The organism is Micromonospora fluostatini, from assembly GCF_050410825.1.
Lineage (GTDB): Bacteria > Actinomycetota > Actinomycetes > Mycobacteriales > Micromonosporaceae > Micromonospora > Micromonospora rosaria.
On sequence record NZ_CP191251.1, the window covers coordinates 3,856,726 to 3,882,836 of the forward strand.

The following is a 26,111-nucleotide window of genomic DNA, read 5'->3' on the forward strand; positions in this document are numbered from 1 at the left end:
ATTGCGGCAAAATGTCCCGGGTCGGTCCATTGTGGTGGTCGCCCAGGGGTCCGACTGACCGGCGCCGATCGAGGTGAGGCCGCCGGCCGCGCTGGCCGGACATCTCGTACTATGTGGCTTCCGCACACGACCGGCGAGACGATCGGGGGCGTACGAGGTGGCTGCAGTCCGCCGATCCGGCACGATGGCCACCACCCTAGCGGCAGTGCTGCTCGTCACGACGGCCTGTGGCCCCGACACCGCCCGGCACCGGGCCGACCTGCGCGTCGGCTACGACAGCCGCGACGGTGACCTGGAGGTGTGGCCGGCGCGTGGCTCGCTGGTCGGCGACGCGGCGGCGACCTCCTCGATCACCGAGGCGGTCCGTGACTGGCGTTCCCCGATCGACGACCGGGCACACATGCCCACCTCCGGCATCCTCTACTCCGGCGAGGTCGACGGCGCGCGGCTCGCCCTGGTCGCCGCCGACGTGCCCGGCGAGGCGGCGTCCTGGCTGCTGCAACTGCGCGCCGACGACGCCGGGTACCGGGTCGAGCGGGCCACCGAGTACACCGACTCCGGCTACCTGGTCTACGCCGACGTGCTGCCGGTGCACACCCCGGACGGCCGCCGGTACTTCACCTCCGAGCGGGTGACCCGGCTGCTCGGCCCGAACGGGCGGGCCCTGGACGAGACCGAGGGTCTCACCGAACCGGTCGACGTGCCGGAGTGCGCGGCCGTGCCGGTGACCGCGACGCTGCGCGCCACCGCCTCCCTGCCACGCGGCCGGGCCGCGGACCGACTGCTCGACCTGGGTACGGCCACCAGCGACCCGCGCTACCCGCTGGTCCGCGACGAGGGCGGCTCCGGTCGGCGGGCCCTCACCGGGCTGGACACCTGTGCGCTCGCCGACGAGAAGGGGCCGTTCGGCAGCATCCCGCGCCGGATCGGCGACCGGGACGCCCCCCGGTCGGTGCCCGAGTCCTGGCCGATCAAGAAGCTGACCGCGCGGAGCCTCGGCGAGGTCTCCCTCGGCGGTGGCGACCGGGGCAAGCTGGAGCAGTTGAGCTGGGACACCGACGCGGGCACGATGACCTCGGTGGTGTACCGGCCGGCCGGGGAGGACGCCCCCGTCGTCTCCCGCGCCGACCGGGCCAACCCGCTCCAGTTGTACGAGCTGCCGGTGCCGGGGCAGCCGCTGGTGGTGTTGAGCTGGCAGGACACCCGGGACAGCATGCTGTCGGTCCCCCCGGGCACCCCCCGGCTGGTGGACCGGGCGGGGCTGGCGGTGATCCCGCAGCCGTCCGGCCGGGAGACCTTCAGCCTGGCCGAGCCGGAGAAGACGTACTACCGCTCGGTCGGCGGCCGGTAACCACCGGACCCCGGACGCGACCGAACTCCGGACGCGACCGACCCCCAGAAGTGACCGCCCCCGGACCTGACCGGGCCGGCCGCGCGAGGCGGCCGGCCCGGTAGTCCGGTGCCGTCGGTCAGTTCTGCGCGCCGGCCTCCCCGGCCCGCAGCCGGACCGGCTCGACCGGGCGGGAGTCCAGGCCGGAGATCCAGCCGGTGACGTCGCGGGCCACGTCCTGGGCGGTGAGCCCGAGGTCGGCGAGGATCTGCGTCCGGTTGCCGTGCGGGTGCCAGCCGGCCGGGACACCCAGGTCACGCAGCGGCACCCGGACGTCGGCGTCACGCATCGCCTGCGCGAGGGCGTCGCCGACCCCGCCGACCCGTACCCCGTCCTCGACGGTGACCACGAGCCGGTGCGTGGCGGCCAGGTCGACCAGCTCGGCCGGGACCGGGCGGACCCAGCGCGGGTCGACCACGGTGACCCCGTACCCCTGCTCGGCGACCCGGGCGGCGACCTCCATGCCCAGGTGGCCGAAGGAGCCGACCGCGACCAGCAGCACGTCGGTGCGGGCGGACTCGGCCAGCACGTCGACGGGGCCGACCCGGCGCAGCGCCGGCAGGTCGGCGGCGACCGCCCCGGTGGGGAAGCGGACCACGGTCGGGCCGTCGTCGACGGCGATCGCCTCGCGCAGTTCCTCGCGGAGCGTGGCGGCGTCCCGGGGCGCGGCGATGCGCAGGCCCGGCACCACCCCGAAGACGGACATGTCCCAGATGCCGTAGTGGCTGGGCCCGTCCGGGCCGGTGATCCCGGCCCGGTCCAGCACGAAGGTGACCGGCAGCTTGTGCATCGCCACGTCCAGCAGGACCTGGTCGAAGGCGCGGTTGAGGAAGGTGGCGTACACGGCGACCACCGGGTGCAGCCCGCCGAGGGCCAGCCCGGCGGCCGAGGTGGCCGCGTGCTGCTCGGCGATGCCCACGTCGTAGGTGCGCTCCGGGTACTTGCGGGCCAGCTTGGCGATGCCGGTCGGCTCGGCCATCGCGGCGGTGATCCCCACCACGTCGGGCCGCTCGTCGGCGATCCGCACCAGCTCGTCGGCGAAGACGTGGGTCCACTTCACCGCCGAGGCGGCGACCAGCTTGCCGGTCTCCACGTCGAAGGCCCCGCCGGGACCGTGCAGGCAGTCCGCCTCGTCCTGCTCGGCGGGGCGGTAGCCGTACCCCTTGCGGGTGACCGCGTGCACGATCACCGGGCCACCGAAGCTCTTCGCCGCCCGCAGTGCCGACTCGACGGCGGCCACGTCGTGCCCGTCGACCGGGCCGACGTACTTGATGCCCAGGTCCTCGAACATGGCCTGGGGGGCGACTGCGTCCTTGATCCCCTTCTTGACCGCGTGCAGGACCTCGTACATCGGCCTGCCGACCAGCGGGGTGGAGCCGAGGGCGTCCTTGACGGTGTCCAGCACCTTCTCGTAGCTCGGGTTGAGCCGCAGGCTGGAGAGGTGGTCGGCCAGGCCGCCGATGGTCGGGGCGTAGGACCGGCCGTTGTCGTTGACCACGATCACCAGCGGGTTGCGGGCGGCGGCGATGTTGTTCAGCGCCTCCCAGCACATCCCGCCGGTCAGCGCGCCGTCCCCGACGACCGCCACCACGCTGCGCTGCTCCGCCCGCAGGGCGTACGCCTTGGCCAGGCCGTCGGCGTAGGACAGGGCGGTGGAGGCGTGCGAGTTCTCGATCAGGTCGTGCTCGCTCTCGGCCTGGCTCGGGTACCCGGAGAGGCCGCCGCGCTGCCGCAGCCGGTCGAAGCCGGCCTGCCGGCCGGTGACGATCTTGTGCACGTACGCCTGGTGACCGGTGTCGAACAGGAGCCGGTCCCGGGGCGAGTCGAAGACCCGGTGCAGGGCGAGGGTCAGCTCCACCACACCCAGGTTCGGGCCGATGTGCCCGCCGGTGCGGGACACCTTCGCGATCAGGAAGTCACGGATCTCGGCGCTGAGAATGTCCAGTTCCTCGGCGGACATCCGCTTGACGTCCTGCGGACCGCGCACCGTGGCCAGCAGCCGGCCCTGGTTGGTCGTGTCCTGTTCAACACTCATGACCGCAGAGTCTATCGGCCGCCCGGTACTCCGCAGCCCGGCGCAAGGTCGACCCAGCTCAGCGCCCCGACGGGCGGAAAGGAAGGGCCCCCTGTTAACGCTTCCGGTAGGTGAAGGGCCCCTTCCTAACACCCGGGGGCGGGCGGGAGCAGCAGGCCGACCAGCTCCACGTGCTGGGTCATCGGGAACAGGTCGAAGCCGCGCAGCGCGGCCAGCCGCCAGCCCAGCCCGGCGAAGGTCCGCACGTCCCGGGCGAAGGCCGCCGGGTCGCAGGCCACGTACGCCACCGCGCGCGGGCCGGCGGCGGCCAGCGCCCGCACCACCGGGGCGCCCGCCCCGCTGCGGGGTGGGTCGAGCACCACCACGTCGACCGGGCCGGTGATCCGGCGTCGGGCCAGCGCGGTCTCCACCCGGGCGGCGACCACCTCCACCGAGGGCAGGTCGCGCAGGTTCTCCCGGGCGGCGGAGACGCCCTGCGCGGCGGCCTCGACCAGGGTGATCCGGGCGGTCGGGCCGACCCGGGCGGCGAGCGCGGCGGCGAAGAGCCCGGCACCGCCGTACAGGTCCCAGGCGGACTCGCCGGGCTGCGGGTCGAGCAGGTCGAGCACCGCGTCGACCAGGGTGTCCGCCGCCGCCGGGTGCACCTGCCAGAAGGCCGCCGCCGGCAGTTCCCACCCCCGGCCGGCGGCCACCTCGCGCACCGTCGCCGGCCCACGGACCGGACTCGCCGCGCCGGCCGTGACGCTCGACACGCTCACCTGGCCGCCGGTGCTGGCGACGGTCTCCACCGCCTCCGCGTCCGGCCACCGGGTGGCCCCGAGCACCGGCAGCGCCTGGATCTCCGGGTGGGCGATCAGACAGCGGTCCACCGGTACGACCTCGTGGGACCGGTGCTTGAGCAGCCCGGCCCGGTCGGCGGCGTCGACCGCGTACCGGACCCGGGAGCGCCACCCCAGCGGGCCGCCGGGCAGCGCCTCGACCCGGACGCCGAGCCGGTCGACCTCGGCGTCGGTGAGCCCGCCCAGCCGGGTGAGCTGTTCCCGGACCACGGCCGCCTTCCAGTCCAGTTGGGCGGCGGGGGCGACGTGTTGCAGGTCGCAGCCGCCGCAGCCGCCCGGCGTCGCGTACCGGCAGGGCGCCTCGACCCGGTCCGGTGACGCGGCCAGGACGGTCACCGCGTCGGCCCGGACGAACCCCCGGTGCACCTCGGTGACCTCGGCCACCACCCGTTCCCCGGGCAGCGCGTGCCGGACGAAGACCACCTGGCCGGCCACCCGGGCCACGCAGTGCCCACCGGGCGCCACCGCGTCGACGGTGACCTCGACCCGGTCCGCCTCGACCAGCCCGGGGCGCGTCGCCCGCTCGGCAGCGGCCCCGACGCTCTGGGTGGGTCTCGCCTCAGTCACGCGTGCCTCCGGGGCTCTCGGCGGGTTGGTCGGCGCCGATCGGCGCGACGACCGGCGGCAGGGTGCTGCGCGGGGCGACCCGGGGCCCCCGCGCCGGGCCCTGGCTCAGCGCCGCGTCGAACCGGTCGAGGTTCTTGGTGGCGGTCGAGGCGAGCTGCCAGGGCACGCTGGTCACCATCACCCCGGGCTCGAAGAGCAGCCGCCCCTTGAGCCGCAGGGCGCTCTGGTTGTGCAGCAGGTGTTCCCACCAGCGGCCGACCACGTACTCGGGGATGAAGACGGTGACCACGTCGCGCGGTGACGCCCGCCGGGTGGAGGCGACGAAGTTCAGGATCGGCCGGGTGATCTCCCGGTACGGCGAGTCGACCACGGTGAGCGGGATGGGCAGCTCCCGCCGCTCCCACTCCTGCTGGAGCTGGCGGGTGTCGGACTCGTCGACGTTGACGGTGACCGCGGTGATCGTGTCGGGGCGGGTGGCCCGCGCGTAGGCCACCGCCCGCAGGGTCGGCTGGTGCAGCTTGCTGACCAGCACGATGGCGTGGTTGCGGGCGGGCAGCACGGGCCGGCCCTCGTCCGGGGCCAGCTCCACCGCGACCCGGTCGTAGTGCCGCCGGATGGCCACCATCAGCCCGTACATCACGGCCATCGCGACGATCGCGATCCACGCGCCGAGCAGGAACTTGGTGATCAGGACGATGACCAGGACGGCGCCGGTCAGGCCCATGCCGAAGGCGTTGATCGCCCGGGAGCGGACCATCCGGCGGCGCGCCTCCGGGTCGCGTTCGGTGCGCAGGTGCCGGTTCCAGTGCCGGATCATGCCGGCCTGGGAGAGCGTGAAGGAGACGAACACCCCGACGATGTAGAGCTGGATGAGCTTGGTCACCTCGGCCTGGAAGCCGACGATCAGCACGATCGCGAAGACCGCCAGGAAGACGATGCCGTTGGAGAACGCCAGCCGGTCACCCCGGGTGTGCAGTTGCCGGGGCAGGTACCGGTCCTGGGCGAGGATCGAGCCGAGCACCGGGAACCCGTTGAACGCGGTGTTCGCGGCCAGGAAGAGGATCAGCGCGGTCGCCGCGGCCACCACGAACAGCAGCACCGAGCCGGAGCCGAAGACCGTCTCGCCGAGCTGGGTGGTGACGGTCTTCTGCACGTACCCCTCGGGGCCGGAGACGATCTGCACGGCGGGGTCCTCGACGAACTGGAGCCCGGTCAGCCGGGACAGCCAGATGATCCCGAGCAGCATGGTCACCGCCACCGTGCCGAGCAGCAGCAGGGTGGTCGCGGCGTTGCGGCTCTTGGGCGCCTTGAACGCCGGCACCCCGTTGGAGATCGCCTCGACGCCGGTGAGCGCCGCGCAGCCGGAGGAGAAGGTCCGCAGCAGGAGGAAGATCAGGGCGAACCCGGTGACGCTGTGCTCGGCCTGGATCTCCAGGGCGGCGCTGGGCGCGCGCAGGTCGTGCCCGAAGACGAAGATCCGCACCAGCCCCGTGAGGATCATCCCGACGATCACGATCATGAAGCCGTAGGTGGGGATGGCGAAGAGGTTGCCCGACTCCCGGATGCCCCGCAGGTTCAGCGCGGTGAGCAGCACCACCGCGCTGACCGCGATGAGCACCTTGTGCTCGGCCACGAAGGGCACCACCGAGCCGAGGTTCGCCACCCCGGCGGAGACCGACACCGCCACCGTCAGCACGTAGTCGACCAGCAGGGCACTGGCCACCCCGATGCCGAACCGGGGGCCGAGGTTGACCATGGCCACCTCGTAGTCCCCGCCCCCGGAGGGGTAGGCGTGCACCGTCTGCCGGTAGCTGGCCACCACGGTCAGCATCACCACCACGACGGCCAGCGCGACCCAGGGCGAGAAGAAGTACGCCGAGGCCCCCGCGATGGAGAGCGTCAGCAGGATCTCGTCCGGGGCGTACGCGACGCTGGACAGCGCGTCGGAGGCGAACACGGGCAGCGCGACGCGCTTGGGCAACAGGGTGTGCTTCAGGCGGTCGGACCGGAACGGTCGACCGAGCAGCAGCCGCTTCAGCAGCGAGGTGGGACGGGCCACATCCGCCAAGAGTACGACCACGGACTGGCCGGCACCGGGGGGTGGGTGAGGCACGGTCGCCACCGGAGTACCGTCGGGTCCGCGCCGGCCGCCGCGACGTGGCAGGCTCGCAGACGACACACCCTCGGGTGGCACCTTTGGAGGGCCAGCGTGCATGTCGTGATCATGGGTTGCGGCCGGGTCGGCTCGACCCTGGCGCAGACCCTGGAGGCCCGGGGACACACCGTGGCGGTGATCGACCACGACGCCGACGCGTTCCGCCGGCTCGGCCCGGACTTCGCCGGCACCACCGTCACCGGCGCCGGCTTCGACGGCGACGTGCTGCGGCAGGCCGGCATCGAGCGGGCGGACGCCTTCGCCGCCGTCTCCAGCGGGGACAACTCCAACATCATCTCGGCCCGGCTGGCCCGCGAGACGTTCGGCGTCTCCCGGGTCGCCGCCCGCATCTACGACCAGCGTCGGGCCCAGGTCTTCGAGCGGCTCGGCATCCCCACCGTGGCCACCGTCCGGTGGACCGCCGAGCGGATGCTGCGGCACCTCGTCCCCGACGGGGCCGTGGAGATCTTCCGGGACGCCACCAGCACGGTGTCGATCGTCGAGGTGCCGGTGCACCGGGACTGGATCGGCCGGCAGATCCGCGACCTGGAGGCCGCCTGCGGGGCCCGGGTGGCGTACCTGATCCGGTTCGGCATCGGCACCCTGCCCACCGCCTCCACCGTCGTCCAGGAGGGCGACCAGGTCTTCATGCTGGTCACCGACGACATCGTCGCGGCCGTCACGGCGGGCGCGGCGGCACCCGAAGGGGGGCACTGAGCATGCGGATCGCCATCGCCGGGGCCGGCAACGTCGGCCGGTCCATCGCCCAGGAGCTGATCGACAACGGCCACCAGGTGATGCTGATCGAGCGGCAGCCCCGGATGCTGCGGCCGGAACGGGTGCCCGACGCGGAGTGGATCCGCGCCGACGCCTGCGAGCTGACCAGCCTGGAGGAGGCGAACCTGGCCCGCTGCGACGTGGTGGTGGCGGCCACCGGCGACGACAAGGCCAACCTGGTGGTCTCCCTGCTGGCCAAGACCGAGTTCGCGGTACCCCGGGTGGTCGCCCGGGTGAACCGGGCCGAGAACGAGTGGCTCTTCACCGAGCAGTGGGGGGTCGACGTGGCGGTGAGCAAGCCGCGCGTGATGGCCGCCCTGGTGGAGGAGGCGGTCAGCGTGGGCGACCTGGTCCGGCTGATGACCTTCCGGCAGGGCGAGGCGAACCTCGTCGAGATCACCCTGCCGCCGACCGCCCCGTACGTCGGTCAGCCGCTGCGCGCGGTGCCGCTGCCCCGGGACACCGCGCTGGTCGCCATCGTGCGCGGCAAGCGGGTGCTGGCCCCGACCCCGGACGACCCGATCGAGGCCGGTGACGAGCTGGTCTTCGTCTGCACGACCGAGGTGGAGGACGACGTCCGCGCGGTGATCCTGGGCCCGGACAGCGTGGAGCGCACCCGCAGCGGCGGCTGACCACCTCCGAGGCACGCTCAGGCGGTCTGCAGGGGCTCCGGCTCCCGGGTGACCCGGCGGACCGTCCAGACGGTGATCAGCAGCAGCAGCACGTACGGCGGGTAGCCCAGCACGAGCCGGGCCACCCCCAGGGCGGTGTCCTGGTGGGCGAGGTAGAGGCCGGCCTGGACGCCGACCTTGGCCAGCCAGACCACGCCCCAGAGCACGGTCAGCCCGGTGAACGTCCGCACCAGCCGAGGGTCCTGCCGCCACTCCGACTTGCCGCCGGCCACCAGCACCGACCAGATCCAGCCGACCAGGGGCTGCCGGATCACCGCCGAGAGCAGCAGCGCGACGCCGTACCCGATGCCGTAGAGGATGCCCGGGAGGTAGAAGTCCCGCTCGTCGCCCGTGCGCCAGGCGATGGCCGCGCCGATGGCGATCCCGAACAGGCCGTTGAGCGCGTGCCGGACCGGCCGGCGCTGGGCCAGCCGCAGGCCGGCGATGAGCAGCGCCACCACCACCGAGGCGATCACCGCGGGACGCAGCTCGCCGACGATGTTGGCCAGCACGAAGACGACCACGGGGATGCTCGACTCGACCAGCCCCCGCCAGCCGCCGAGCTGGTCGGCCATCTGCTCGGCGAGGCTGGGCAGTTGCTCCTCGTCCGCCGGGCCGCCCGGCGTCGTCGCCGTTGCCGGGTCCACGGCGGGCTGCGCGATGCGCTGCGTCCCGGCCGCCGACACGTCCTCCACCTCGCCGCGTCCCGCCGTCACCTGCTGGGCTCCAGTTCGTAGTACGGGTTGTAGATGACCTTGCGGTCGTCACGGAGGGCGACCCGGCCCCGCGCGGTGAGATGGCGCCCCGGCTCGATGCCGACGATGTGCCGCCGGCCCAGCCAGACCAGGGTGACCACGTCGCTGCCGTCGTAGAGGTCCGCCTCCAGCGTGGGCAGGTTGGTGCGCGGGGTGTAGACGACCGTGCGCAACCGCCCGGCGACCGAGACGACCTGGCCGCGCCGGCACTGCCCGGCCGGCACGCCGCCGGACTGGGCGCTCTCCCGGAGCAGCTCCTGCGCCTCGATCTCGGCCTCGCTCGCGGTGAGCCGGCGCAGCATCCGCCGCAGCGACACCCGGCTCTCCTCGGCCGCCGTCATGACTCCGCGTCACCCCTCCGCCCGACCGGCGTGCGCCGGTGCCGTCCGGCCCCGGAGACCTCCGGTGCCGTCCCGCCAGCGTACGCCGGTTCGCGGCCCACCCGGCCCCGCTGTCGATGTGAAAGCACACCGGAACCGGGACCGGGTCGGCCGACGGCCGGGGTCGGGCGGCCCGGGGACACCCGCTGCCGCCCGGCTCGGCTCAGGCCCCGCGCTGGTCGGGGGCGGGCGACGGGCCGGGGGTCGAGCCGCCACCGGACTGGCCGGCCTGCTCGGCCACCTCCCGGGGCAGCCGCAGCGGCAGCGGCTCCCGCACCGGCTTCGCCTCCTGGCCCCGGTCGACCACCAGCCCGTCCAGGCACTCGGCCAGCGGGCCGGCGGCGACCGGGTCGGTGGCGGCGGCCCCCTGGTAGACGCCCCGGACCATCCAGCGAGGCCCGTCGATCCCGACGAACCGCAGATCGGTCACGCCGTCCTCGGTACGCACCCGGGCGTGCAGCTCGGGGCCGTACTCCCCGGTCGCCTCCTGGGCCGCGGCGCCCTCGTTGAACAGCGAGCGCCGGATCTCCTCGCGCACCTCGTCCCAGATGCCCTCGGTCTTGGGCGCGGCGAAGACGCCGAGCTGGAGGGCGTTGTCCCCGTGCACGAGAACCACCTGCTGGACCACGCCCTGCGGGTCGGCCTGCACCCGGACCTCGACCCCGGGCACCGCCGGGATGTGCAGGCTGCCCAGGTCGAGCCGCTGCACCCCGTCCGGCGCGTCCGCGATGTCGTACGGACCCCGGGCGGCAGCCGCCGGCCCGGCGTCGGGGGAGTCGAGGACCTCCGTGGTCCGCTCGTCACGGGAGTGCCGTCCGGCACCGGCCCGCTTACGGGAGAAGATCACTGCGCCCACCCTCCGCTGTTCGCACTCACCCTGCCACCTCTTCCGTACGTCCGCCGGCCCGGTCCCGCGCCGGAGTCGTGACGAGCCCGGCGTGACCTCCGGTCGACCCGTGCCCGCCGGTGCCGCGCCGGGAGGCGGGCAGCTCCGGCACGGGCCGGAACTCGGCCCGCTCCACCCGTTGCACGACGAGCTGGGCGATGCGGTCGCCCCGGGAGATCTTCGCCGGAGTCACCCGATCATGGTTGATCAGGTTGACCATGATCTCACCCCGGTAGCCGGCGTCGACCGTACCGGGGGCGTTGAGCAGCGTCACCCCGAGCCGGGTGGCGAGACCGGACCGGGGGTGCACCAGACCCACGTACCCGTCCGGCAGCGCGATCGCCACCCCGGTCGGGATCAGCGCCCGGCCGCCCGGGGGCAGCTCCACGTCCACGGCGGCCATCAGGTCCGCCCCGGCGTCACCGGGATGCGCGTACGCCGGCAGCGGCAGTTCCGGGTCGAGCTGGCGCACCAGCACGGGTACGACGTCGGTCACGTTCTCCTCTTCCGTCCGGTTCACGGGGTGCCCCTGCCATCCTGCCCGGTACGCCGACCGTCGTGCGCCGTACCCTCGGACTGTGAGCGTGTCGCCATCCTCGTCGTCCCCGGTCCGGTCCGCAGCGGCACCCCCGGGGCACTCCGAACGCCTCGCCCTGCCCTGGTGGCTGTGGCTGGCCGGCCTGGCCGCCGCCGCCCTGCTCGCCGCCGAGGTGTGGATGGGCGCGGCCGGGGTACGCGCCTGGCTGCCGTTCGCGGTGCTGGTGCCGGCCGCCCTGTTCGGGCTCTGGCGGCTCGGCCGGATCCGGATCGCGGTCCGCGACGGCGAGCTGCGGGTGGACGACGCCCGGCTGCCGGTGCGCTTCGTCGCCGACGCGGTGCCGCTGGACACCGCCGGCCGCCGCGAGGTGCTCGGGGTCGGGGCCGACCCGCTGGCCTTCGTGGTGCAGCGGCCCTGGATCGGCGGGGCCGTCCAGGTGGTGCTCGACGACCCGGCCGACCCGACGCCGTTCTGGGTGGTGAGCTCCCGCCGCCCGGTCGAGCTGGCCGCGGCGATCCTCGCCGCCCGCGACGCGGACCGCGACGCCACCTGACCCGGCCGGACCCGCCGCCGGATCAGCCGGGGCCGGGCTGGTCAGGGGCGGACGGGTGGCACCCCGGGCAGTTCGCGGCGCTGCCGGCGCAGGTCCGTCCGGAGTTGCTCGCCGAGCGACCGGGTGGCCCGGCGGTTGAGGTAGCTCGCCACCGCCGCCCCGGTGAGGAACGGCCCGAGCGTGGTGAGGTTGCGGCCGAACCGCTTGAGCAGGGTGTTCTGCAGCTCCTTGCGGGCCGCGCTGCCGAGCACCGCGCCGACCCCGACGCCGGGCATCATCGGGTTGATCCCGCGCTGGCTGGCCCACGCCTGGACCAGGGCCACCGTCTTCTGGGTGCCGCCGGTGGGCAGCGGGACGCCGTACACCTCGTGCAGTTCGCCGGCCAGCTTGAGTTCGATGGCGACCACGGCGACGGTCTCGGCGGCCAGCAGGACCGGCGCGGAGAGCAGGGTGGGAGCGACGGTCCAGTTCACGGCGGCCACTCCCCCACCGGCGGCGCCGATGCCGGCCGTGGCGCGGGACGCGTTGCGGACCAGCCGCTCGGCGAGCAGGTCGCCGTCCAGTCCGGCGTAGTGCCGGCGCAGCGTGGCCAGGTCCCGGACCGGTACGTGCGGGGCGATCTCGGCCACCGTCTCGGTCATCCACCGCAGCGCGGCCTTCGGCTTGAACAGGTCGCCCAGCCCCCGGGCCCGGGTCTGCCCGACGAGGCGGGACAGCAGGTGCCGGCGGCGGGCCGGCTCGATGTCGTCGGCGGTCAGCGCCGCGACCGTCGCGCCCAGGTCACCGGCCCCGGTACCGGTGCCACCGGCCGGCTTCGCCCCGTCGGCGTCGGTGGCGCGCCCGCCCGCGACGTCGTCGGCGGGTCGCGTACCGCCCGGCGGGGCCGCACCGGCGACGGCGGCGGACGCACCGTCCGGGAAGCCGTCGGGACGCCCGACGGCGACGTCCGGCTCACCCGGCCCGCTCACGCCCGCGTCCCCGGGCCGGCCGGTCCCGTCTCCGCTGGTTCGCTCGCTCACGATGCCCGACCTCCCGCGTGGCTGCTCCGACGGGGACGACTCCCCGATCCGAGTCAAGCAGGTGCCGGCGAGCGGCGCACGACAGCTCCGGCGGCGGCCTCCTTGAGGAGGCCGCCGCCGGGATACGGGCACCCGGTCGTCACCGACGCCCGTCGCCGGGTCAGACGCACTCGCGGCAGATCAGCTCGCCGTTGCGCTCCACGGCGAGCTGACTCCGGTGGTGGACCAGGAAGCAGCGGGCACACCGGAACTCGTCCTGCTGCATCGGTAGCACCTTGACCGTGAGCTCCTCGTCGGCGAGGTCGGCACCGGGTAGCTCGAAGCTCTCGGCCACCTCGGCCTCGTCGACGTCCACGGCGCCTGACTGTGAGTCGACCCGCCGGGCCTTGAGCTCCTCGAGGCTGTCCTCGCCGAGGTCGACCTCGTCTCGACGCGGGGCGTCGTAGTCGGTGGCCATCGGTTTCACTCTCCCATTTCGATGTTGTCGCTGCCGGTTGTAACGCCGGACGACGCTGTTTCGGTTCCCGCTGGCCCGCCACCGTCACGTGTCGGTCACCCGACTCGCCCGACGGTCACGCCGGAGCCGCCGGGGGAACCTCCCCCAGCGAGCGCGGTACCTTACCCCCCTCGTGGGCGAGGCATGTATACCGCTCTCGTGGCAGAGATGTACGCCCCAGCCCGGGAAGTTGTTCCCAATGTGACTCAGGCGACACGAAGATAGGGGTAGTAGTACCCGGTTCCGGGGTGGCGCGCCGGCATGTCCGGCTGTTTCCACGCGACGGTCGGACAACCGCTAACCTCAGCGGCGTACTCGACGGCCGGCGGGGCGGTCCGACCGCCGGGCCGCCGCCACCCATTGATGTCCGGGGAGCCCCCTGATGAGCTTTGCGCGAGTGCGGGCACTCGTTGTCGTCGGCCTGCTGGCGGTCTTCGCCCTGGTCTTCGTGGTGGTCGCGCTGGTCCGCGACACCCAGAGCGACGCGGGGGCCAGTGGGGGCTGCCCCGAGGGCTGGCCGATGGCCGACGTGACCCTGCGCGAGGCCAAGGACGTGAAGATCAACGTACTGAACGCCACCGACGAGGCCGGCCGGGCCACCAGCACCGCGGACGACTTCCGGAACCGGAAGTTCCAGGTCAAAAAGGTGGCCGACGAGAAGAAGAAGGGCCTCGAGGAGATCGCCGTGCTGCGGTACGGCCCCAAGGGCGTCGGCTCCGCCCACCTGCTGCGGGCGTACTTCCTGAACAACGCCGACACGGCCTACGACCCCAAGCGGACCGACGACACCGTCGACGTGGTCCTCGGCAACGGCTTCCAGCAGCTCGCCACCCTCACCGAGGTCAACCAGTCCCTCGGCGACCTGGGCTCCCCGGTGGCACCGCCCGGCTCCTGCCCGATGCCCGTCGACAAGTGACCACCGGTCGCGGGCCGGGCTCCGGCCGGGCCCGCGTCGACCGTCGACCGGCCACCGCCGGGCGACCGACCACCGTCGGCCGACCGTCCGACGACAGCCCGGCCGCCGCCGACCGGCCCACCGTGCCGTGATCGGTCGGCCCGCCCGGCCCCGCCGGACGGCCGTCGCCGGTCGCCGAACAGGCTGTCACGGGCCGGCGGGCGACCCGTGACAACGACCGGAACGTCCACGAAAACCGCCCACCCGGTGCCCCCGGCCGCAGCCTCACGGCCGGGCCGGCCGCAGCCTCACGGGCCGCCGTCGGCGTCCAGGTCGGCCAGGTGGGCGTGCAACGGCTCGAACAGCGCCGGCGGGGCGGCGACGACCAGGTCCGGTCCGGCCGGCCGGCCGCGCAGCCCGGCCACCCGCAGCCCGGCCTCGGCGGCGATCAGCCCACCGGCGGCGAGGTCCCAGGCGGCCAGCCCCTTCTCGTAGTAGGCGTCTAACCGCCCCTCGGCGGCCAGGCAGAGGTCGAGGGAGGCCGCGCCCATCCGGCGGATGTCCCGTACGTGCGGGATCAACTCCGCGACCACCCGGGCCTGGTGGGCGCGCCGCGCCGGGTCGTACCCGAACCCGGTCGCCACCAGGGCCTGCCCCAGGTCGGTCTCGGTGGAGCAGCGCAGCCGGGTACCGGCCCGGTGGGCGCCGCCGCCGGCGGTGGCCGTCCACTCCTCGCCGGTCATTACGTTGCGCACCACGCCCGCGACCACCTCGCCGTCGACCTCGGCGGCCAGCGAGACCGCGCAGTACGGCAGCCCGTAGAGGTAGTTGACCGTCCCGTCGATCGGGTCGACGATCCACCGCACGCCGCCGGGGCCGGCCGGTCCCCCGCCGCCCGGCCCGTACTCCTCGCCGAGCACCGCGTCCGTCGGGCGGGCCTGGCGCAGCGCGTCGACCACCTGGCGCTCCACCGCCCGGTCCGCCGCGGTGACCACGTCGGTGACGGTGCTCTTGGTGGCGACCGTCGACACTCCGTCGATCCGCATCCGGTGGGCGGTCGCCGCGGCCTGCCGGGCCACCTCGACCGCGATCTCCAGCAGGTCGTGTGACGCTGGTGCCGAGCGGTGCATCTTCGTCCCCTTCCGGCACGACTGAGGGGTGGCGGTGTCGCGCGCGAGTATCATCCTTACAAAAGTCCACATCTGCGGCGTCGGCGGCGGCCAGGTCCACGCCCGCACGGCGTGGTCCGGTGGCCCTGATCAGGGGCCGCGCGGTGGGGCCGGTGGCCCTGATCAGGGGCCGCGCGGTGGGGTCGACGGCTCCGGGATCACCGACGGCACCGTGCGGCGCAGGATGATCGCCGCAGACGGCGTTACAATTCACCCCTGCCCACGCGCCACGGACCGCCAACGACCGGCCGGCCCGGGACACGGGGGTTCCTCAACCACATCGTCCGGCACGGTGTCCCCCGCTGCGCCGGGCGCCCCGGCCGTGCTCGCTCATCGCCTCCGGAAGGTCATTCGTGACAGAACCCCGCCACACCGGCGCCGACGTACGCTCGCTCACCGACACGCTGATCGCGCACGCGCAGAGCGCCGGCGGTCAGTTGACGTCGGCCCAGCTCGCGCGCACGGTCGAGTCCGCTGAGGTGACTCCGGCCCAGGCCAAGAAGATCCTGCGGGCGCTCTCCGAAGCGGGAGTGACCGTGGTCGTGGACGGTTCGGCCAGCACCCGACGCCGGGTCGCCGCCGCCCGCTCCGCCACACCGGCCTCCCGGGCCACCACCGCCAAGACGACCCGCAAGGCGGCGGCCCCCGCCCCGAAGCAGGCGTCCGCCGCCGAGGAGGCTCCGGCCCCCGCCCGGAAGGCGCCCGCCCGCAAGGCCGCCGGGACCACCGCCGAGGTCGCCGCGAAGGCCGCCGCGCCCCGGGCCGCCAAGGCCACCCGGGCCACGAAGGCCACGGTCGCCGCCGCCGGCAAGCCGGCCAAGGCCACCACCAAGGCCAAGGGCGAGGGCGCCGAGGGGGACATCGACCCGGAGGAGCTCGCCGCCGAGATCGAGGACGTGGTGGTCGAGGAGCCGGCCGAGCTGGCCCAGGCCGCCGAGGCCGACGCCGCGAGTTCGGCCACCGACAACGACTTCGAGTGGGACGACGAGGAGTCCGAGGCGCTCAAGCAGGCCCGGCGGGACGCCGAGCTGACCGCCTCCGCCGACTCCGTCCGGGCGTACCTGAAGCAGATCGGCAAGGTGCCGCTGCTCAACGCCGAGCAGGAGGTGGAACTCGCCAAGCGGATCGAGGCGGGCCTCTACGCCGCCGAGCGGCTGCGCGCGGCCGAGGAGGGCGAGGAGAAGTTCGCCCGCGACATGCAGCGGGACCTGCTCTGGATCTCCCGGGACGGCGAGCGGGCCAAGAACCACCTGCTGGAGGCGAACCTGCGCCTCGTGGTGTCGCTGGCCAAGCGGTACACCGGTCGCGGCATGGCCTTCCTCGACCTCATCCAGGAAGGCAACCTCGGCCTCATCCGCGCCGTCGAGAAGTTCGACTACACCAAGGGCTACAAGTTCTCCACCTACGCCACCTGGTGGATCCGCCAGGCCATCACCCGCGCCATGGCCGACCAGGCCCGCACCATCCGCATCCCGGTCCACATGGTCGAGGTGATCAACAAGCTCGGCCGCATCCAGCGGGAGCTGCTCCAGGATCTGGGCCGGGAGCCCACTCCGGAGGAGCTGGCCAAGGAGATGGACATCACACCGGAGAAGGTGCTGGAGATCCAGCAGTACGCCCGGGAGCCCATCTCGCTGGACCAGACCATCGGCGACGAGGGCGACAGCCAGCTCGGCGACTTCATCGAGGACTCGGAGGCCGTGGTCGCGGTCGACGCCGTCTCGTTCTCGCTGCTCCAGGACCAGCTCCAGCAGGTGCTCCAGACCCTCTCCGAGCGGGAGGCGGGCGTGGTCCGGCTGCGCTTCGGCCTGACCGACGGGCAGCCCCGCACCCTGGACGAGATCGGCCAGGTGTACGGGGTGACCAGGGAGCGGATCCGGCAGATCGAGTCCAAGACCATGTCGAAGCTGCGCCACCCGTCCCGTTCCCAGGTGCTCCGCGACTACCTGGACTGACCGCCCACGTCAACCAAGAGTGTCGTTTTGATCACCAGGCGTGCAACAGCCGAAGCTGACCCTGCGGCTGCTCGCCTTTGATCGTTGACGTGGCACCCTTGGTGCACGGCACACTGTGTCTGCCATGTGTGACCTCGGTCCCCCGCGGGCACACAGGGAAGGCATCACCCCATGTGGGTGTTGCAGGATTGGTGAGCAACGACCGAAGAGTTTGTTCATCGGTGACGACCAGAGGAGGAAGGCGATGACCCCGACCCTCACGCCGCCGCCCGAGACGGTGAGCCCCCCGGCCGCCGATGAACGGTGCGACCGCTGCAATGCTGCCGGCAAGCTCCGGATCACTCTGGCTGGTGGAAGCGAGCTGGTGTTCTGCGGACACCACGCCAACAAGTACGCCGAGGATCTCGTCAGGATCACGGTGCGGTACGCGACGGATCCCGAGTTCAGCTGGCGTGGCGCCGATCTGATGGCCAACTGACCCCAGACCCGACATAGCCGGCCGGAGACGTCCCCAGGGCGTCTCCGGTCGGCATTTCCCGTATTCGGCCCCACACGGCACCACTCCGGTCGGACGGGGCACCTGGTGGCAACCCCCGTACCGCAAACCGCCCGACCGCGCCTACAGCGACTGGACGGTGGCGATCCGCTCCTCCAACTGCTCGATGGTGGCCTGGGCGCTGGGCGGCCCGCCGCAGAGCCGGCGCAGCTCGGCGTGGATCTTGCCGTGCGGCTGTCCGGTCCGGTGGTGGCGGGCGGCCACCAGAGCGTTGAGTTGCCGCCGCAGGGCCACCCGACGCTGGGCGGCACTCATCGGTGCCGGGGGCGCCGCCGAGGTCTCAGCGGGCCGCTCAGCCGGCTGCACGGCCCGGCGCCGCTGGGCCGCCAACTGCTCGGCCTGCCGCTTGTTGAGCAGCAGCGTGACCTGGTCCGCGGTGAGCAGGCCGGGGAGGCCGAGGTACTCCTCCTCCTCCGGCGTACCGGCCTGGGCGGCGGTGCCGAACGAGGCGCCGTCGAAGATCACCTGGTCGAGTTCGGCGGTCGCGGAGAGCGCCGCGAACCGCTTCTCCAGCTCCCCGCTGGCCTGGTCGTCGCGCTGGGCCCGCTCCAGCAGGTCGTCGTCGAAGCCCTCCCGGTCCTTCGGCTTGCCGAGGACGTGGTCGCGCGCCGCCTCCATCTCGCTGGCCAGGTCGAGCAGGTGCGGCACGCTGGGCAGGAAGACCGAGGCGCTCTCTCCCGGCCGCCGGGCCCGGACGAACCGCCCGATCGCCTGGGCGAAGTAGAGCGGGGTGCTGGCGCTGGTCGCGTACACCCCGACGGCGAGGCGGGGGATGTCGACGCCCTCGGAGACCATCCGCACCGCGACCATCCAGCGCTGCTCGGAGGCGGCGAAGGTGGCGATCCGGGCCGAGGCCCCCACGTCGTCGGAGAGGACCACCACCGCCCGTTCCCCGGTCACCTGCTCCAGCAGCTTCGCGTACGACCGGGCGGCCTGCTGGTCGCTGGCGATGACCAGCCCACCGGCGTCGGGCATCCCCCCGTTGCGCAGCACGGTCAGCCGGGCGTCGGCGGCCCGCAGCACCTGCGGCATCCAGTCGCCGGCCGGGTCCAGGGCGGTCCGCCACGCCTGGGCGATCAGGTCCTGGGTCATCGGCTCACCCAGCCGGGCCGCCAGTTCCTCACCGGCGTTGGTCCGCCACCGGGTCTCCCCCGAGTAGGCCAGGAAGAGCACCGGCCGGACCACCCCGTCCCGCAGCGCGTCGGCGTACCCGTAGGTCGCGTCGGCGCGCGAGCGCAGCAGCCCGTCGCCGCCGCGCTCGTACTCCACGAAGGGGATCGGGTTGTCGTCCGAGCGGAACGGCGTACCGGTGAGCATCAGCCGGCGGACGGCGGGCTCGAAGGCGGCCTTCACCCCGTCGCCCCAGGACTTGGAGTCCCCGGCGTGGTGGATCTCGTCGAGGATGACCAGGGTGCGCCGGGTCATGGTGCGCCGGCGGTGCACCTGCGGGGCCATCCCGACCTGCGCGTAGGTGACCACGGCGCCGTGGAAGTCGGCCGAGGAGTGCAGGTCGGCGTTGCGGAAGGCCGAGTCGAGCTGGATGCCGACCCGGGCCGCCGCGAGGGCCCACTGGGTCTTCAGGTGCTCGGTGGGGGCGACCACGGTGACCGCCTCGACGGTGCCGTCGGCGAGCAGCTCGGCGGCGATCCGCAGGGCGAAGGTGGTCTTGCCGGCGCCGGGCGTGGCCACCGCCGTGTAGTCCTCGGCCGGCCGGCGCAGGTACCCCACCAGGGCCTTGCGTTGCCAGGCGCGCAACGCCGGAAACGTCTCGATCGCCGGCAACCGGGCAGCCACGCGAACGCTCCTTCCCGACCGCACCCAGGCGGCCCCCGGCCCAGGGCCACGGGTACCGCCGCCCACGAAAACGCCCTCGCGCATCGGGTGCCGCGAAGGCCGGTTCAGCATAACCAGCGCCCGCCCCGGTGCCCACGCGACGCCACGTGCCGTACCCCCGGGGCGGTCCGGCGCAGTCGGTGCCACCAGGCCCTTCGCCTGGACGGGACGGACCGGTCAGAAGGCGTCCGGGGCACCCGGGCGGGGTGGGCGCAGTGACGCGACCGGCGCCGACCAGCGCCGCCGCAGGGCGACCAGGCGCAGCCCGAAGACCAGCCCGGCGGCCAGCGTCAGCGGGACCGGGCCGGCCTGGCCGAGCAGGTCCAGCACGACCACGGCGACCGCCCCGACCAGCGCCGCCACCGCGTAGATCTCCCGGCGCAGCACCACCGGGATCTCCCCGGTGAGCAGGTCACGGCCGAGCCCGCCGCCGATGGCGGTGAGCATGCCGATCACGCCGGCGCCGACCGGGGGCACCCCGGCGTCGAGCGCCTTGATCGTGCCGGTGACGGTGAACAGGCCGAGGCCGGCCGCGTCCAGCGCCAGCACGGTGGTGCGGAGCCGGGCGAGCTGCGGGTGGAGCCAGAAGACGGCGGTGGCGGTGAGCGCGGCGGTGGCGGCGTACCGCCAGTCGGCGAAGGCCAGTGGTGGCACCTCGCCGATGGCCAGGTCACGGAAGATCCCACCGCCGAGGGCGGCGACGAAGCCGACGAAGACGACCCCGAAGAGGTCGAGACGTTTGGCCACCGCCGCGGAGGCACCGGAGGCGGCGAAGACGGCCACCCCGGTCAGATCGGCGAGGAGCAGGGCGGTGGAGGTGGTCACCGCCGCAGGTTACGTGGGCGGCCACGGGGGCCGCCCCGCTTCACTCGCCCCAGGAGTCGTAGATCTCCTTGCACTTGGGGCAGACCGGCGAGCCGGGCTTGGCGGCCTTGGTCACCGGGAAGGTCTCGCCACAGAGCGCGACGACGAAGGTACCCATGACGGCACTTTCGGCGATCTTTTCCTTTCGGACGTAGTGGAACATTTCCGGACCGGTGTCGGCGTCCTTCTGCTCCGGACGCTCAAGAACCTGTGTGCTCACGTCTGCACCTCCAACTTTCCAGTTTTGCAGGTCACTCCGGCCGGGTCCACAGGAGGCGGCCCGGGGACGGCCCGTAACGTACCTAAAATGACCGACTTTCACATCCGTTTCGGCGCCGAGGTCGCCGAGGCGCTGCGCACCGGCCGCCCGGTCGTCGCCCTGGAGAGCACCATCGTCTCGCACGGGCTGCCCCGCCCGGACAACCTGCGGGTCGCCCGGGAGATCGAGCAGGCCGTCCGGGACGCGGGCGCGGTGCCGGCGACGATCGGGATGATCGGCGGAGAGCTGGTGGCGGGGCTGGACGACGCCCAGTTGACCCGCCTCGCCACCGTCGACGGTGTGGCGAAGCTCTCCGTCCGCGATCTCGCCGTGGCGGCGGCGACCGGCGCGGACGGCGCCACCACCGTCGCGGCGACCAGCGCGGTGGCCGCCGCGGCCGGCATCGGCGTCTTCGCCACCGGCGGGCTCGGCGGGGTACACCGCGAGGCGGCGCAGACCTTCGACGAGTCAGCCGACCTGATCACCCTGGCCCGGACCCCGATCGCGGTGGTCTGCGCCGGGGTGAAGTCGATCCTCGACGTCGGCGCGACGTTGGAGCGGCTGGAGACCCTGGGCGTCTCGGTCGTCGGCTACCGCACCCGCCGCTTCCCCGGCTTCTACCTCACCGACAGCGGTTTCGACCTGGACTGGTCGGCGGAGTCCCCCGAGCAGGTGGCGGACATGATCGCCGCCCGCGACCAGCAGGCCACCCACCACGGCGGGCTGATCGTGGCGAACCCGCTCCCCACCGACGAGCAACTGGACCCCGACCTGCACGACCGCACGCTCGCCGAGGGCCTGGCGCTGCTGGCCCGCGACGGGGTCACCGGCAAGGCGGTCACCCCGTTCCTGCTGGCCCACTTCCACTCCGCCACCGAGGGCGCCAGCCTGGCGGTGAACATCCGGATCATCCTGCGCAACGCCGACCTCGCCGCCCGGATCGCGGTGGCCGCGGCGCAGCGCCGCACCGGCCCGACGGCGTGACCCCACCGACCCCCGGCCCGGCCGGGACCCGCCCTCCGGCACGGACGCCCGGCCCGGTCGAGGCACCGGACCCGGCCGGACCGCCGGCCACGGCCGCGACCTCCGGCACCGGGGCGGACCGCCGGCCGGGGCGGGTCCTCGTCGTCGGCGACGTCGTCACCGACGTGGTCGCGGTGCTGGCCGGCCCGGTCGCGCCCGGCTCGGACACCCCGGCCGCGATCCGGGTGACCGGCGGCGGCCAGGCCGCCAACACCGCCGCCTGGCTGGCCGCGCAGGGGGTGCCGGTGACCCTGGTCGGGGCGGTCGGCGACGACGACGCGGGCCGGGACCGGGCCGCCGAACTGACCCGGGGCGGCGTCCACTGCGCCCTGGCGACGCACGCCGGCACCGCCACCGGCACGGTGATCGTGCTGGCCGCCGAGGGCGAACGCACCATGATCACCGAGCGGGGCGCGAACCTGCGGCTCAGCCCGGAACACGTCGAGGCCGCGCTCGCCGCCGCGCCGGACGCCCGGCACCTGCACCTGTCCGGGTACCCGCTGCTGGACGCCGCCTCCCGGCCGGCCGGGCTGCGCGCGCTGGCCGCCGCCCACGAGCACGGGCTCACCACCAGCGTCGACGCGGCCTCCGCGGCCCCGCTGCGGCAGGTCGGCGCGGCGGCCTTCCTGACCTGGGTACGCGACGCCGACCTGCTGCTGGTCAACGCCGACGAGGCCGCCGCACTGGCCGGCGGGACGGACCCGGCGCAGCAGGCCCGGACGCTGGCGGGGCGGGTCCGTCGGGTGGTGGTGAAACGGGGCGCGGCCGGCGCGCTCTGGGCCGAAGGGGACACCCTCGTGGAGGTACCCGCGCCCCGGCGGGTCCCCGTGGTCGACGCCACCGGAGCCGGGGACGCCTTCGCCGCCGGCCTGCTGGCCGCCTGGCTCACCGGCGCACCCGCCCGGATCGCCCTGGACCACGCCACCGAACTCGGCGCCACCGCCGTCACCACCACCGGCGCCCGCCCACCCCACTGACCCCGCCCTCCCGCCCTCCCCACGCCCCCACGCCCCCGCTCCCCCGCTCCCGCGCTCCCGCGCTCCCGCGCTCCCGCGCCCGCTCCCGCGACGATCTTGCAGTAACGGCCCCGACATATGGCGCAGATGCCACATATTCGGGGCCGCAAGTGCAAGATCGCGGAAACCGGAGAGTGGGGACGGGACAGGGGCGGGGGCGGGGTGGGTCAGGGTTCGGCGTCGATGATTTTGTGGGGGTTCGCCTCGGTGGTGAGGCTCATCGGGGGGGTCGGTTCCCGGCGACGCGACTGGAAACGGTTGGCCAGTCGGTGTTGCTCCTTGGGCGGGCGGTCGTTGGCCAGCAGCACGGCGAGCCACGGCACGAGGACCATGCCGATCACGCACAACGGCAGCCAGAGCCAGAGCAGCGGGGCCTTGACACCGACCAGGATCGCGCCGGCGACCACGCAGGCAACCCGGATCAGCATCATCACCACGTACCGCTTCTGCCGGGTGGTGAGCTGGTCGGGCTGGCTGCGCGAGGCGTCGGTGATCAGGATCGGCTGGTACGCCTGACGCTTCACCACGGGCCTCCTTGAGGGGATCGGACCCATTGTGTCACTCCACCACAGCGGTCAGTCAGCCTCCTCGGCGAGGAACCCACCCCGGATGGTCACGGACAGCGACCGCGTGTTACGCGCGTGGTACGCTCGCCGACGTGGGCAACCGGTTCAGCTTCACCGACGAGGCGTTGGCGAACCTGCGGGTCTACGACGTCACGCCGGGCGAGGTCTGGGCGGCGCTGCACAGCGGCCGACGGGTGATCCGGCACCTCGGCGACGACGTGATGGTCGTCTACGCCGCGATCCGAGCGGGGCGGCGGCTGGCCGTGCTGCTGGCCGAGGCCGACGGCACCGACAACGACTGGGACATCCTCTCCGCCCGCGAGCTGAGCGACAGCGAGGCGAAACGCTACGAGGAGGCGGTGCGGAGAGCGAGCCGACGAGGAGGCGGCGACCATGCACCGTAACGACGCCATCAAGCAGTTCCACGGCGGTGACGAGCGGATCGCGGAGCTGATCGACGAGCAGGCCCCCACCGGGCTGCCCACCCCCGACACCGACGTGCCCATGGTCAGCCGCTCGGTACGGCTGCCACTGGAGACGTACGAGCGGGTCCGGGAGGCCGCCGAGGCCCGGGGCATCGGCGTCACCACGCTGATGCGCCAGTGGATCGAGGCCGGCCTGGCCGACCTGGACGACTCGGCGACCGTCTCGCTCGCCGACGTCCGCCGCGCCCTCGCCGCCCTCGCCCAGCCCGAGGCCGCCGCCTGACCGCAGCGCCGCGCCACCACACCGCCGGCTGGCCGCTTCGCCATACCACCGGTTGGCCAGGAGCCGGCCCGGTCAGCCCTTGCCGGCCTTGGCCTTCGCCTCCGCCTTGGCCTGCTTCTTGTACTCGCGTACCCGGCGCAGCGACTCGGCGTCGGTGATGTCGGCGACCGACCGGTACGCCTCCGGGTCGCCGTAGCCGCCGGCCGCCTCCCGCCAGCCGGGCGGCTGCACGTCGAACCGCTTGCCGAGCAGCGCCAGGAAGATCTGCGCCTTCTGCGTACCGAAGCCGGGCAGGCCGGTGATCCGGGACAGCAGTTCCCGCCCGTCCGTCACGTCGGCCCAGAGCCGGGACGCGTCACCGTCGTACCGCTCGACCAGCACCCGGCACACCTCCTGCACCCGGGCGGCCATCGCCTTCGGGAACCGGTGCAGCGCGGGCGGCTGGGCGAAGACCGCCACCAGCGCCTCCGGGTCGCACCCGGCCAGCTCGTGCGCGTCCGGGGCGTGCCCGAGCCGCTCGGCGAGCACGTACGGCGAGCTGAACGCCTTCTCGAGCGGGATCTGCTGGTCCAGGGTCATCCCGATGAGCAGGGCCAGCGGATCCCGGTTGAGCAGGTCGTTCGCCGCCGGGTCGACCGGGAGGGTGAGTGCCATGGCCCGATCATGCCGTACCCGCCGCTCCCCCGGACGCAGCCCACACCCCTCACCACCCCCACGCGCCCCGCCACCCACGGCCCACGCCCGCCAAGCGCCTTTCAGGGCACCCAGGGTCACCGGTGGCGTCGGTGGCGCACCCAGCCCACGAAACGCGCGTGGAACTCGGCGGGGCCGGGCAGGTCGTCGGGGTGGTGCCGCAACAGGTCCCCGGTCGCGTCGTGGAGTTGCGTGCAGAGGTACACGGCGAGATCCACGGTGCGCTCCGCGTACTCCCCGGTGAGGTTCGTCCGCGCGGGCGGGCACGGCCAGGGGGCACCGCAGCCGGCGCACGCCCAGCTCGGCCGGGATGGCACATGCGACGGTTCGGGCGACCGGGACGCATTCATCGGCGGGCCGCACCGGACAAAGAATGGCGAACGTCCTTCGTATTCATCGGATCTCCTCCCGCGATTCGGAATGGGAGTCGCCGACGGTCCGGGGACGGAGCGTCGGCGACTCCCGGCGCAGAATCCGCCCCGGTCATGGAAGGCACGAAACAGATCCGCGTGAGTGAGCCCTTTTCAACGTGACCGCGCAGGTCAGGAGTGGTGGGCGCAGCCCGGTGATCGATGAGGGCGAGGCTCCAGGTAAGACAGCAAATCGACCAAAACCCGATGCCCCAACCGGGAGCCTCGCCTGTGCTGTCTTACCCCTCCGCGATCTCGTTGTCCAGCCGGACCCTGAACCACCTCGCCGACCGCATCCGCCAGCACCGTAACCAGCGCCGATCCCGATGGCGACGCCTCGACCCGGGCCGACAGGCGCTGCTCGCCCTGGCCCACCTCCACAACGGCGACACCTACACCCGCCTCGCCGCCGGATTCGATGTCAGCATCGCCACCGCCTGGCGCTACGTGCAGGAAGCAATCGCCCTGCTCGCAGCCGCCGCCGACACCCTGACCACGGCCATGGACCGGATACGCCGGCTGGCGTACGCGATCCTGGACGGCACCCTGATCCCGATCGACCGGGTCGCCAACCAGAGGCCGTACTACTCCGGCAAGCACAAGCGCCACGGCGTCAACGTGCAGGTCATCGCCGACGCGGCCGGCCGACTCGTCTGGGCCTCACCGGCACTACCCGGCTCAGCGCACGACCTCACCGCCGCCCGCACCCACGGCATCCTCGAAGCGCTGACCAGCGCGGACGTGATGACCTTCGCCGACAAGGGCTACCAGGGAGCCCGGGGCAGCGTACGCACGCCGTTCAAACGGCGCCGCTACCGCCCGAAGCTGTCACGCCGGCAGAAGGCCGTCAACAGCGCCCACGCCACGATCCGCGCCCGAGGCGAGCGGGCGATCGCCGCCCTCAAGACCTGGAAGGTCCTGGTCAGGCTGCGCTGCTGCCCACGACGAGCGACCCCGATCGTGCAGGCCATCCTCGTTCTGCACCACGTCGAAGCCAACCGCTACGCAGGATGAAAAAGGCTCAGTGACAGTTTCGCCGCGTTCCACTAGCGTCGATACGTGCTCACCACAGCCGTACCGCCTCCTCGGGCGGACTGGGCAGG

General features: G+C 73.6%; 28 protein-coding genes. 12 read left to right on the forward strand and 16 right to left on the reverse strand.

What is annotated here, in order from left to right; translation table 11 throughout:
* The first annotated feature begins 157 nt into the window (after positions 1-157).
* On the forward strand, positions 158-1,351 hold the full coding sequence (locus tag ACQUFX_RS16795) for a hypothetical protein (protein ID WP_428961328.1): 1,194 nt from the start codon (positions 158-160) through the stop codon (positions 1,349-1,351).
* A gap of 118 nt (positions 1,352-1,469) precedes the next feature.
* On the opposite strand, the gene dxs is transcribed toward ACQUFX_RS16795, so the two are convergent.
* The 3 genes from dxs to ACQUFX_RS16810 form a co-directional block, all read right to left on the reverse strand.
* Complete coding sequence (gene dxs, locus ACQUFX_RS16800; protein WP_428961329.1) at positions 1,470-3,425, reverse strand: 1-deoxy-D-xylulose-5-phosphate synthase; 1,956 nt, start codon at positions 3,423-3,425, stop codon at positions 1,470-1,472.
* 125 nt (positions 3,426-3,550) lie between these two features.
* Positions 3,551-4,831: a class I SAM-dependent RNA methyltransferase gene (locus ACQUFX_RS16805; protein WP_428961330.1), complete on the reverse strand. Its 1,281-nt coding sequence runs from the start codon at positions 4,829-4,831 to the stop codon at positions 3,551-3,553.
* Positions 4,824-6,890 (reverse strand): APC family permease, encoded by a 2,067-nt coding sequence (locus ACQUFX_RS16810; RefSeq protein ID WP_428961331.1) that lies wholly within the window; start codon positions 6,888-6,890, stop codon positions 4,824-4,826. Before ACQUFX_RS16810 ends, ACQUFX_RS16805 begins: the two co-directional genes overlap by 8 nt.
* Positions 6,891-7,040: 150 nt before the next feature.
* On the opposite strand from ACQUFX_RS16810, the gene ACQUFX_RS16815 reads away from it, so the two are divergent.
* Together ACQUFX_RS16815 and ACQUFX_RS16820 are read left to right on the forward strand one after the other, a co-directional pair.
* On the forward strand, positions 7,041-7,703 hold the full coding sequence (locus tag ACQUFX_RS16815) for a potassium channel family protein (RefSeq protein ID WP_428961332.1): 663 nt from the start codon (positions 7,041-7,043) through the stop codon (positions 7,701-7,703).
* A 2-nt stretch (positions 7,704-7,705) separates the two neighbouring features.
* Positions 7,706-8,395: a potassium channel family protein gene (locus tag ACQUFX_RS16820; RefSeq protein WP_428961333.1), complete on the forward strand. Its 690-nt coding sequence runs from the start codon at positions 7,706-7,708 to the stop codon at positions 8,393-8,395.
* Between the two features lie 17 nt (positions 8,396-8,412).
* Here ACQUFX_RS16820 and ACQUFX_RS16825 read toward each other — a convergent pair whose 3' ends face one another.
* From ACQUFX_RS16825 to dut, 4 genes are all read right to left on the reverse strand, one after another.
* The gene (locus tag ACQUFX_RS16825) at positions 8,413-9,081 is read right to left on the reverse strand and encodes a DUF3159 domain-containing protein (protein ID WP_428966975.1); all 669 of its coding nucleotides are present in this window, start codon (positions 9,079-9,081) and stop codon (positions 8,413-8,415) included.
* A 65-nt stretch (positions 9,082-9,146) separates the two neighbouring features.
* The gene (locus ACQUFX_RS16830) at positions 9,147-9,530 is read right to left on the reverse strand and encodes an OB-fold nucleic acid binding domain-containing protein (protein ID WP_428961334.1); all 384 of its coding nucleotides are present in this window, start codon (positions 9,528-9,530) and stop codon (positions 9,147-9,149) included.
* 202 nt (positions 9,531-9,732) lie between these two features.
* Positions 9,733-10,416, reverse strand: coding sequence for a DUF3710 domain-containing protein (locus ACQUFX_RS16835; protein WP_428961335.1), 684 nt, complete (start codon positions 10,414-10,416; stop codon positions 9,733-9,735).
* Positions 10,417-10,441: 25 nt separating this feature from the next.
* Complete coding sequence (gene dut, locus ACQUFX_RS16840; protein WP_067365154.1) at positions 10,442-10,951, reverse strand: dUTP diphosphatase; 510 nt, start codon at positions 10,949-10,951, stop codon at positions 10,442-10,444.
* 88 nt (positions 10,952-11,039) lie between these two features.
* On the opposite strand from dut, the gene ACQUFX_RS16845 reads away from it, so the two are divergent.
* Positions 11,040-11,546: a DUF3093 domain-containing protein gene (locus ACQUFX_RS16845; protein WP_428966976.1), complete on the forward strand. Its 507-nt coding sequence runs from the start codon at positions 11,040-11,042 to the stop codon at positions 11,544-11,546.
* A gap of 41 nt (positions 11,547-11,587) precedes the next feature.
* On the opposite strand, the gene ACQUFX_RS16850 is transcribed toward ACQUFX_RS16845, so the two are convergent.
* The gene (locus ACQUFX_RS16850) at positions 11,588-12,325 is read right to left on the reverse strand and encodes a hypothetical protein (protein ID WP_428966977.1); all 738 of its coding nucleotides are present in this window, start codon (positions 12,323-12,325) and stop codon (positions 11,588-11,590) included.
* A 400-nt stretch (positions 12,326-12,725) separates the two neighbouring features.
* Positions 12,726-13,022: a DUF4193 domain-containing protein gene (locus tag ACQUFX_RS16855; protein ID WP_007075406.1), complete on the reverse strand. Its 297-nt coding sequence runs from the start codon at positions 13,020-13,022 to the stop codon at positions 12,726-12,728.
* Positions 13,023-13,458: 436 nt separating this feature from the next.
* On the opposite strand from ACQUFX_RS16855, the gene ACQUFX_RS16860 reads away from it, so the two are divergent.
* Positions 13,459-13,977, forward strand: coding sequence for a LytR C-terminal domain-containing protein (locus tag ACQUFX_RS16860; RefSeq protein ID WP_211271941.1), 519 nt, complete (start codon positions 13,459-13,461; stop codon positions 13,975-13,977).
* A 287-nt stretch (positions 13,978-14,264) separates the two neighbouring features.
* On the opposite strand, the gene ACQUFX_RS16865 is transcribed toward ACQUFX_RS16860, so the two are convergent.
* On the reverse strand, positions 14,265-15,086 hold the full coding sequence (locus ACQUFX_RS16865; protein WP_428961336.1) for an inositol monophosphatase family protein: 822 nt from the start codon (positions 15,084-15,086) through the stop codon (positions 14,265-14,267).
* A gap of 392 nt (positions 15,087-15,478) precedes the next feature.
* On the opposite strand from ACQUFX_RS16865, the gene ACQUFX_RS16870 reads away from it, so the two are divergent.
* Together ACQUFX_RS16870 and ACQUFX_RS16875 are read left to right on the forward strand one after the other, a co-directional pair.
* Entirely contained in the window at positions 15,479-17,080 is a 1,602-nt protein-coding gene (locus tag ACQUFX_RS16870) for an RNA polymerase sigma factor (RefSeq protein ID WP_428961337.1), read from the forward strand.
* 244 nt (positions 17,081-17,324) lie between these two features.
* Positions 17,325-17,558, forward strand: a complete 234-nt coding sequence (locus tag ACQUFX_RS16875) for a DUF7455 domain-containing protein (RefSeq protein ID WP_067365214.1) — start codon at positions 17,325-17,327, stop codon at positions 17,556-17,558.
* A 141-nt stretch (positions 17,559-17,699) separates the two neighbouring features.
* Here the strand turns inward: ACQUFX_RS16875 and ACQUFX_RS16880 are convergent, their stop codons facing one another.
* From ACQUFX_RS16880 to ACQUFX_RS16890, 3 genes are all read right to left on the reverse strand, one after another.
* Positions 17,700-19,430 carry a DEAD/DEAH box helicase gene (locus ACQUFX_RS16880; RefSeq protein ID WP_428961338.1) on the reverse strand — a complete coding sequence of 577 codons (1,731 nt, stop codon included), beginning with the start codon at positions 19,428-19,430 and terminating at the stop codon, positions 17,700-17,702.
* A gap of 216 nt (positions 19,431-19,646) precedes the next feature.
* On the reverse strand, positions 19,647-20,294 hold the full coding sequence (locus tag ACQUFX_RS16885; RefSeq protein WP_428961339.1) for a trimeric intracellular cation channel family protein: 648 nt from the start codon (positions 20,292-20,294) through the stop codon (positions 19,647-19,649).
* Positions 20,295-20,334: 40 nt separating this feature from the next.
* Positions 20,335-20,553 (reverse strand): DUF3039 domain-containing protein, encoded by a 219-nt coding sequence (locus ACQUFX_RS16890; protein WP_067365134.1) that lies wholly within the window; start codon positions 20,551-20,553, stop codon positions 20,335-20,337.
* An 87-nt stretch (positions 20,554-20,640) separates the two neighbouring features.
* On the opposite strand from ACQUFX_RS16890, the gene ACQUFX_RS16895 reads away from it, so the two are divergent.
* Both ACQUFX_RS16895 and ACQUFX_RS16900 read left to right on the forward strand, forming a co-directional pair.
* Positions 20,641-21,576, forward strand: a complete 936-nt coding sequence (locus ACQUFX_RS16895) for a pseudouridine-5'-phosphate glycosidase (RefSeq protein ID WP_428961340.1) — start codon at positions 20,641-20,643, stop codon at positions 21,574-21,576.
* Positions 21,573-22,592: a carbohydrate kinase family protein gene (locus ACQUFX_RS16900; RefSeq protein ID WP_428961341.1), complete on the forward strand. Its 1,020-nt coding sequence runs from the start codon at positions 21,573-21,575 to the stop codon at positions 22,590-22,592. Before ACQUFX_RS16895 ends, ACQUFX_RS16900 begins: the two co-directional genes overlap by 4 nt.
* Before the next feature lie 206 nt (positions 22,593-22,798).
* Here ACQUFX_RS16900 and ACQUFX_RS16905 read toward each other — a convergent pair whose 3' ends face one another.
* Entirely contained in the window at positions 22,799-23,155 is a 357-nt protein-coding gene (locus tag ACQUFX_RS16905; RefSeq protein WP_428966978.1) for a DUF3099 domain-containing protein, read from the reverse strand.
* Between the two features lie 134 nt (positions 23,156-23,289).
* Here ACQUFX_RS16905 and ACQUFX_RS16910 point away from each other — a divergent pair, with 134 nt between their 5' ends.
* A complete protein-coding gene (locus ACQUFX_RS16910) occupies positions 23,290-23,601 on the forward strand; it encodes a hypothetical protein (RefSeq protein WP_428961342.1) in 312 nt (103 codons plus the stop codon).
* On the forward strand, positions 23,591-23,905 hold the full coding sequence (locus tag ACQUFX_RS16915) for a hypothetical protein (RefSeq protein ID WP_428961343.1): 315 nt from the start codon (positions 23,591-23,593) through the stop codon (positions 23,903-23,905). Before ACQUFX_RS16910 ends, ACQUFX_RS16915 begins: the two co-directional genes overlap by 11 nt.
* 72 nt (positions 23,906-23,977) lie before the next feature.
* Here the strand turns inward: ACQUFX_RS16915 and ACQUFX_RS16920 are convergent, their stop codons facing one another.
* Entirely contained in the window at positions 23,978-24,559 is a 582-nt protein-coding gene (locus tag ACQUFX_RS16920) for an HhH-GPD-type base excision DNA repair protein (RefSeq protein ID WP_428961344.1), read from the reverse strand.
* Between the two features lie 116 nt (positions 24,560-24,675).
* A complete protein-coding gene (locus ACQUFX_RS16925; RefSeq protein ID WP_428961345.1) occupies positions 24,676-24,816 on the reverse strand; it encodes a hypothetical protein in 141 nt (46 codons plus the stop codon).
* A gap of 423 nt (positions 24,817-25,239) precedes the next feature.
* On the opposite strand from ACQUFX_RS16925, the gene ACQUFX_RS16930 reads away from it, so the two are divergent.
* Positions 25,240-26,022 (forward strand): transposase family protein, encoded by a 783-nt coding sequence (locus tag ACQUFX_RS16930; RefSeq protein WP_428961346.1) that lies wholly within the window; start codon positions 25,240-25,242, stop codon positions 26,020-26,022.
* Positions 26,023-26,111: the final 89 nt, after the last annotated feature.

Excerpts from the sequence above, each read along its gene's own strand:
- ACQUFX_RS16895 (WP_428961340.1), top strand. The coding sequence starts at position 20,641 with ATGACCGACTTTCACATCCGTTTCGGCGCCGAGGTCGCCGAGGCGCTG.
- ACQUFX_RS16920 (WP_428961344.1), bottom strand. The coding sequence starts at position 24,559 with ATGGCACTCACCCTCCCGGTCGACCCGGCGGCGAACGACCTGCTCAAC.
- ACQUFX_RS16855 (WP_007075406.1), bottom strand. The coding sequence starts at position 13,022 with ATGGCCACCGACTACGACGCCCCGCGTCGAGACGAGGTCGACCTCGGC.
- dxs (WP_428961329.1), bottom strand. The coding sequence starts at position 3,425 with ATGAGTGTTGAACAGGACACGACCAACCAGGGCCGGCTGCTGGCCACG.
- ACQUFX_RS16915 (WP_428961343.1), top strand. The coding sequence starts at position 23,591 with ATGCACCGTAACGACGCCATCAAGCAGTTCCACGGCGGTGACGAGCGG.
- ACQUFX_RS16875 (WP_067365214.1), top strand. The coding sequence starts at position 17,325 with ATGACCCCGACCCTCACGCCGCCGCCCGAGACGGTGAGCCCCCCGGCC.
- ACQUFX_RS16830 (WP_428961334.1), bottom strand. The coding sequence starts at position 9,530 with ATGACGGCGGCCGAGGAGAGCCGGGTGTCGCTGCGGCGGATGCTGCGC.
- ACQUFX_RS16865 (WP_428961336.1), bottom strand. The coding sequence starts at position 15,086 with ATGCACCGCTCGGCACCAGCGTCACACGACCTGCTGGAGATCGCGGTC.
- ACQUFX_RS16820 (WP_428961333.1), top strand. The coding sequence starts at position 7,706 with ATGCGGATCGCCATCGCCGGGGCCGGCAACGTCGGCCGGTCCATCGCC.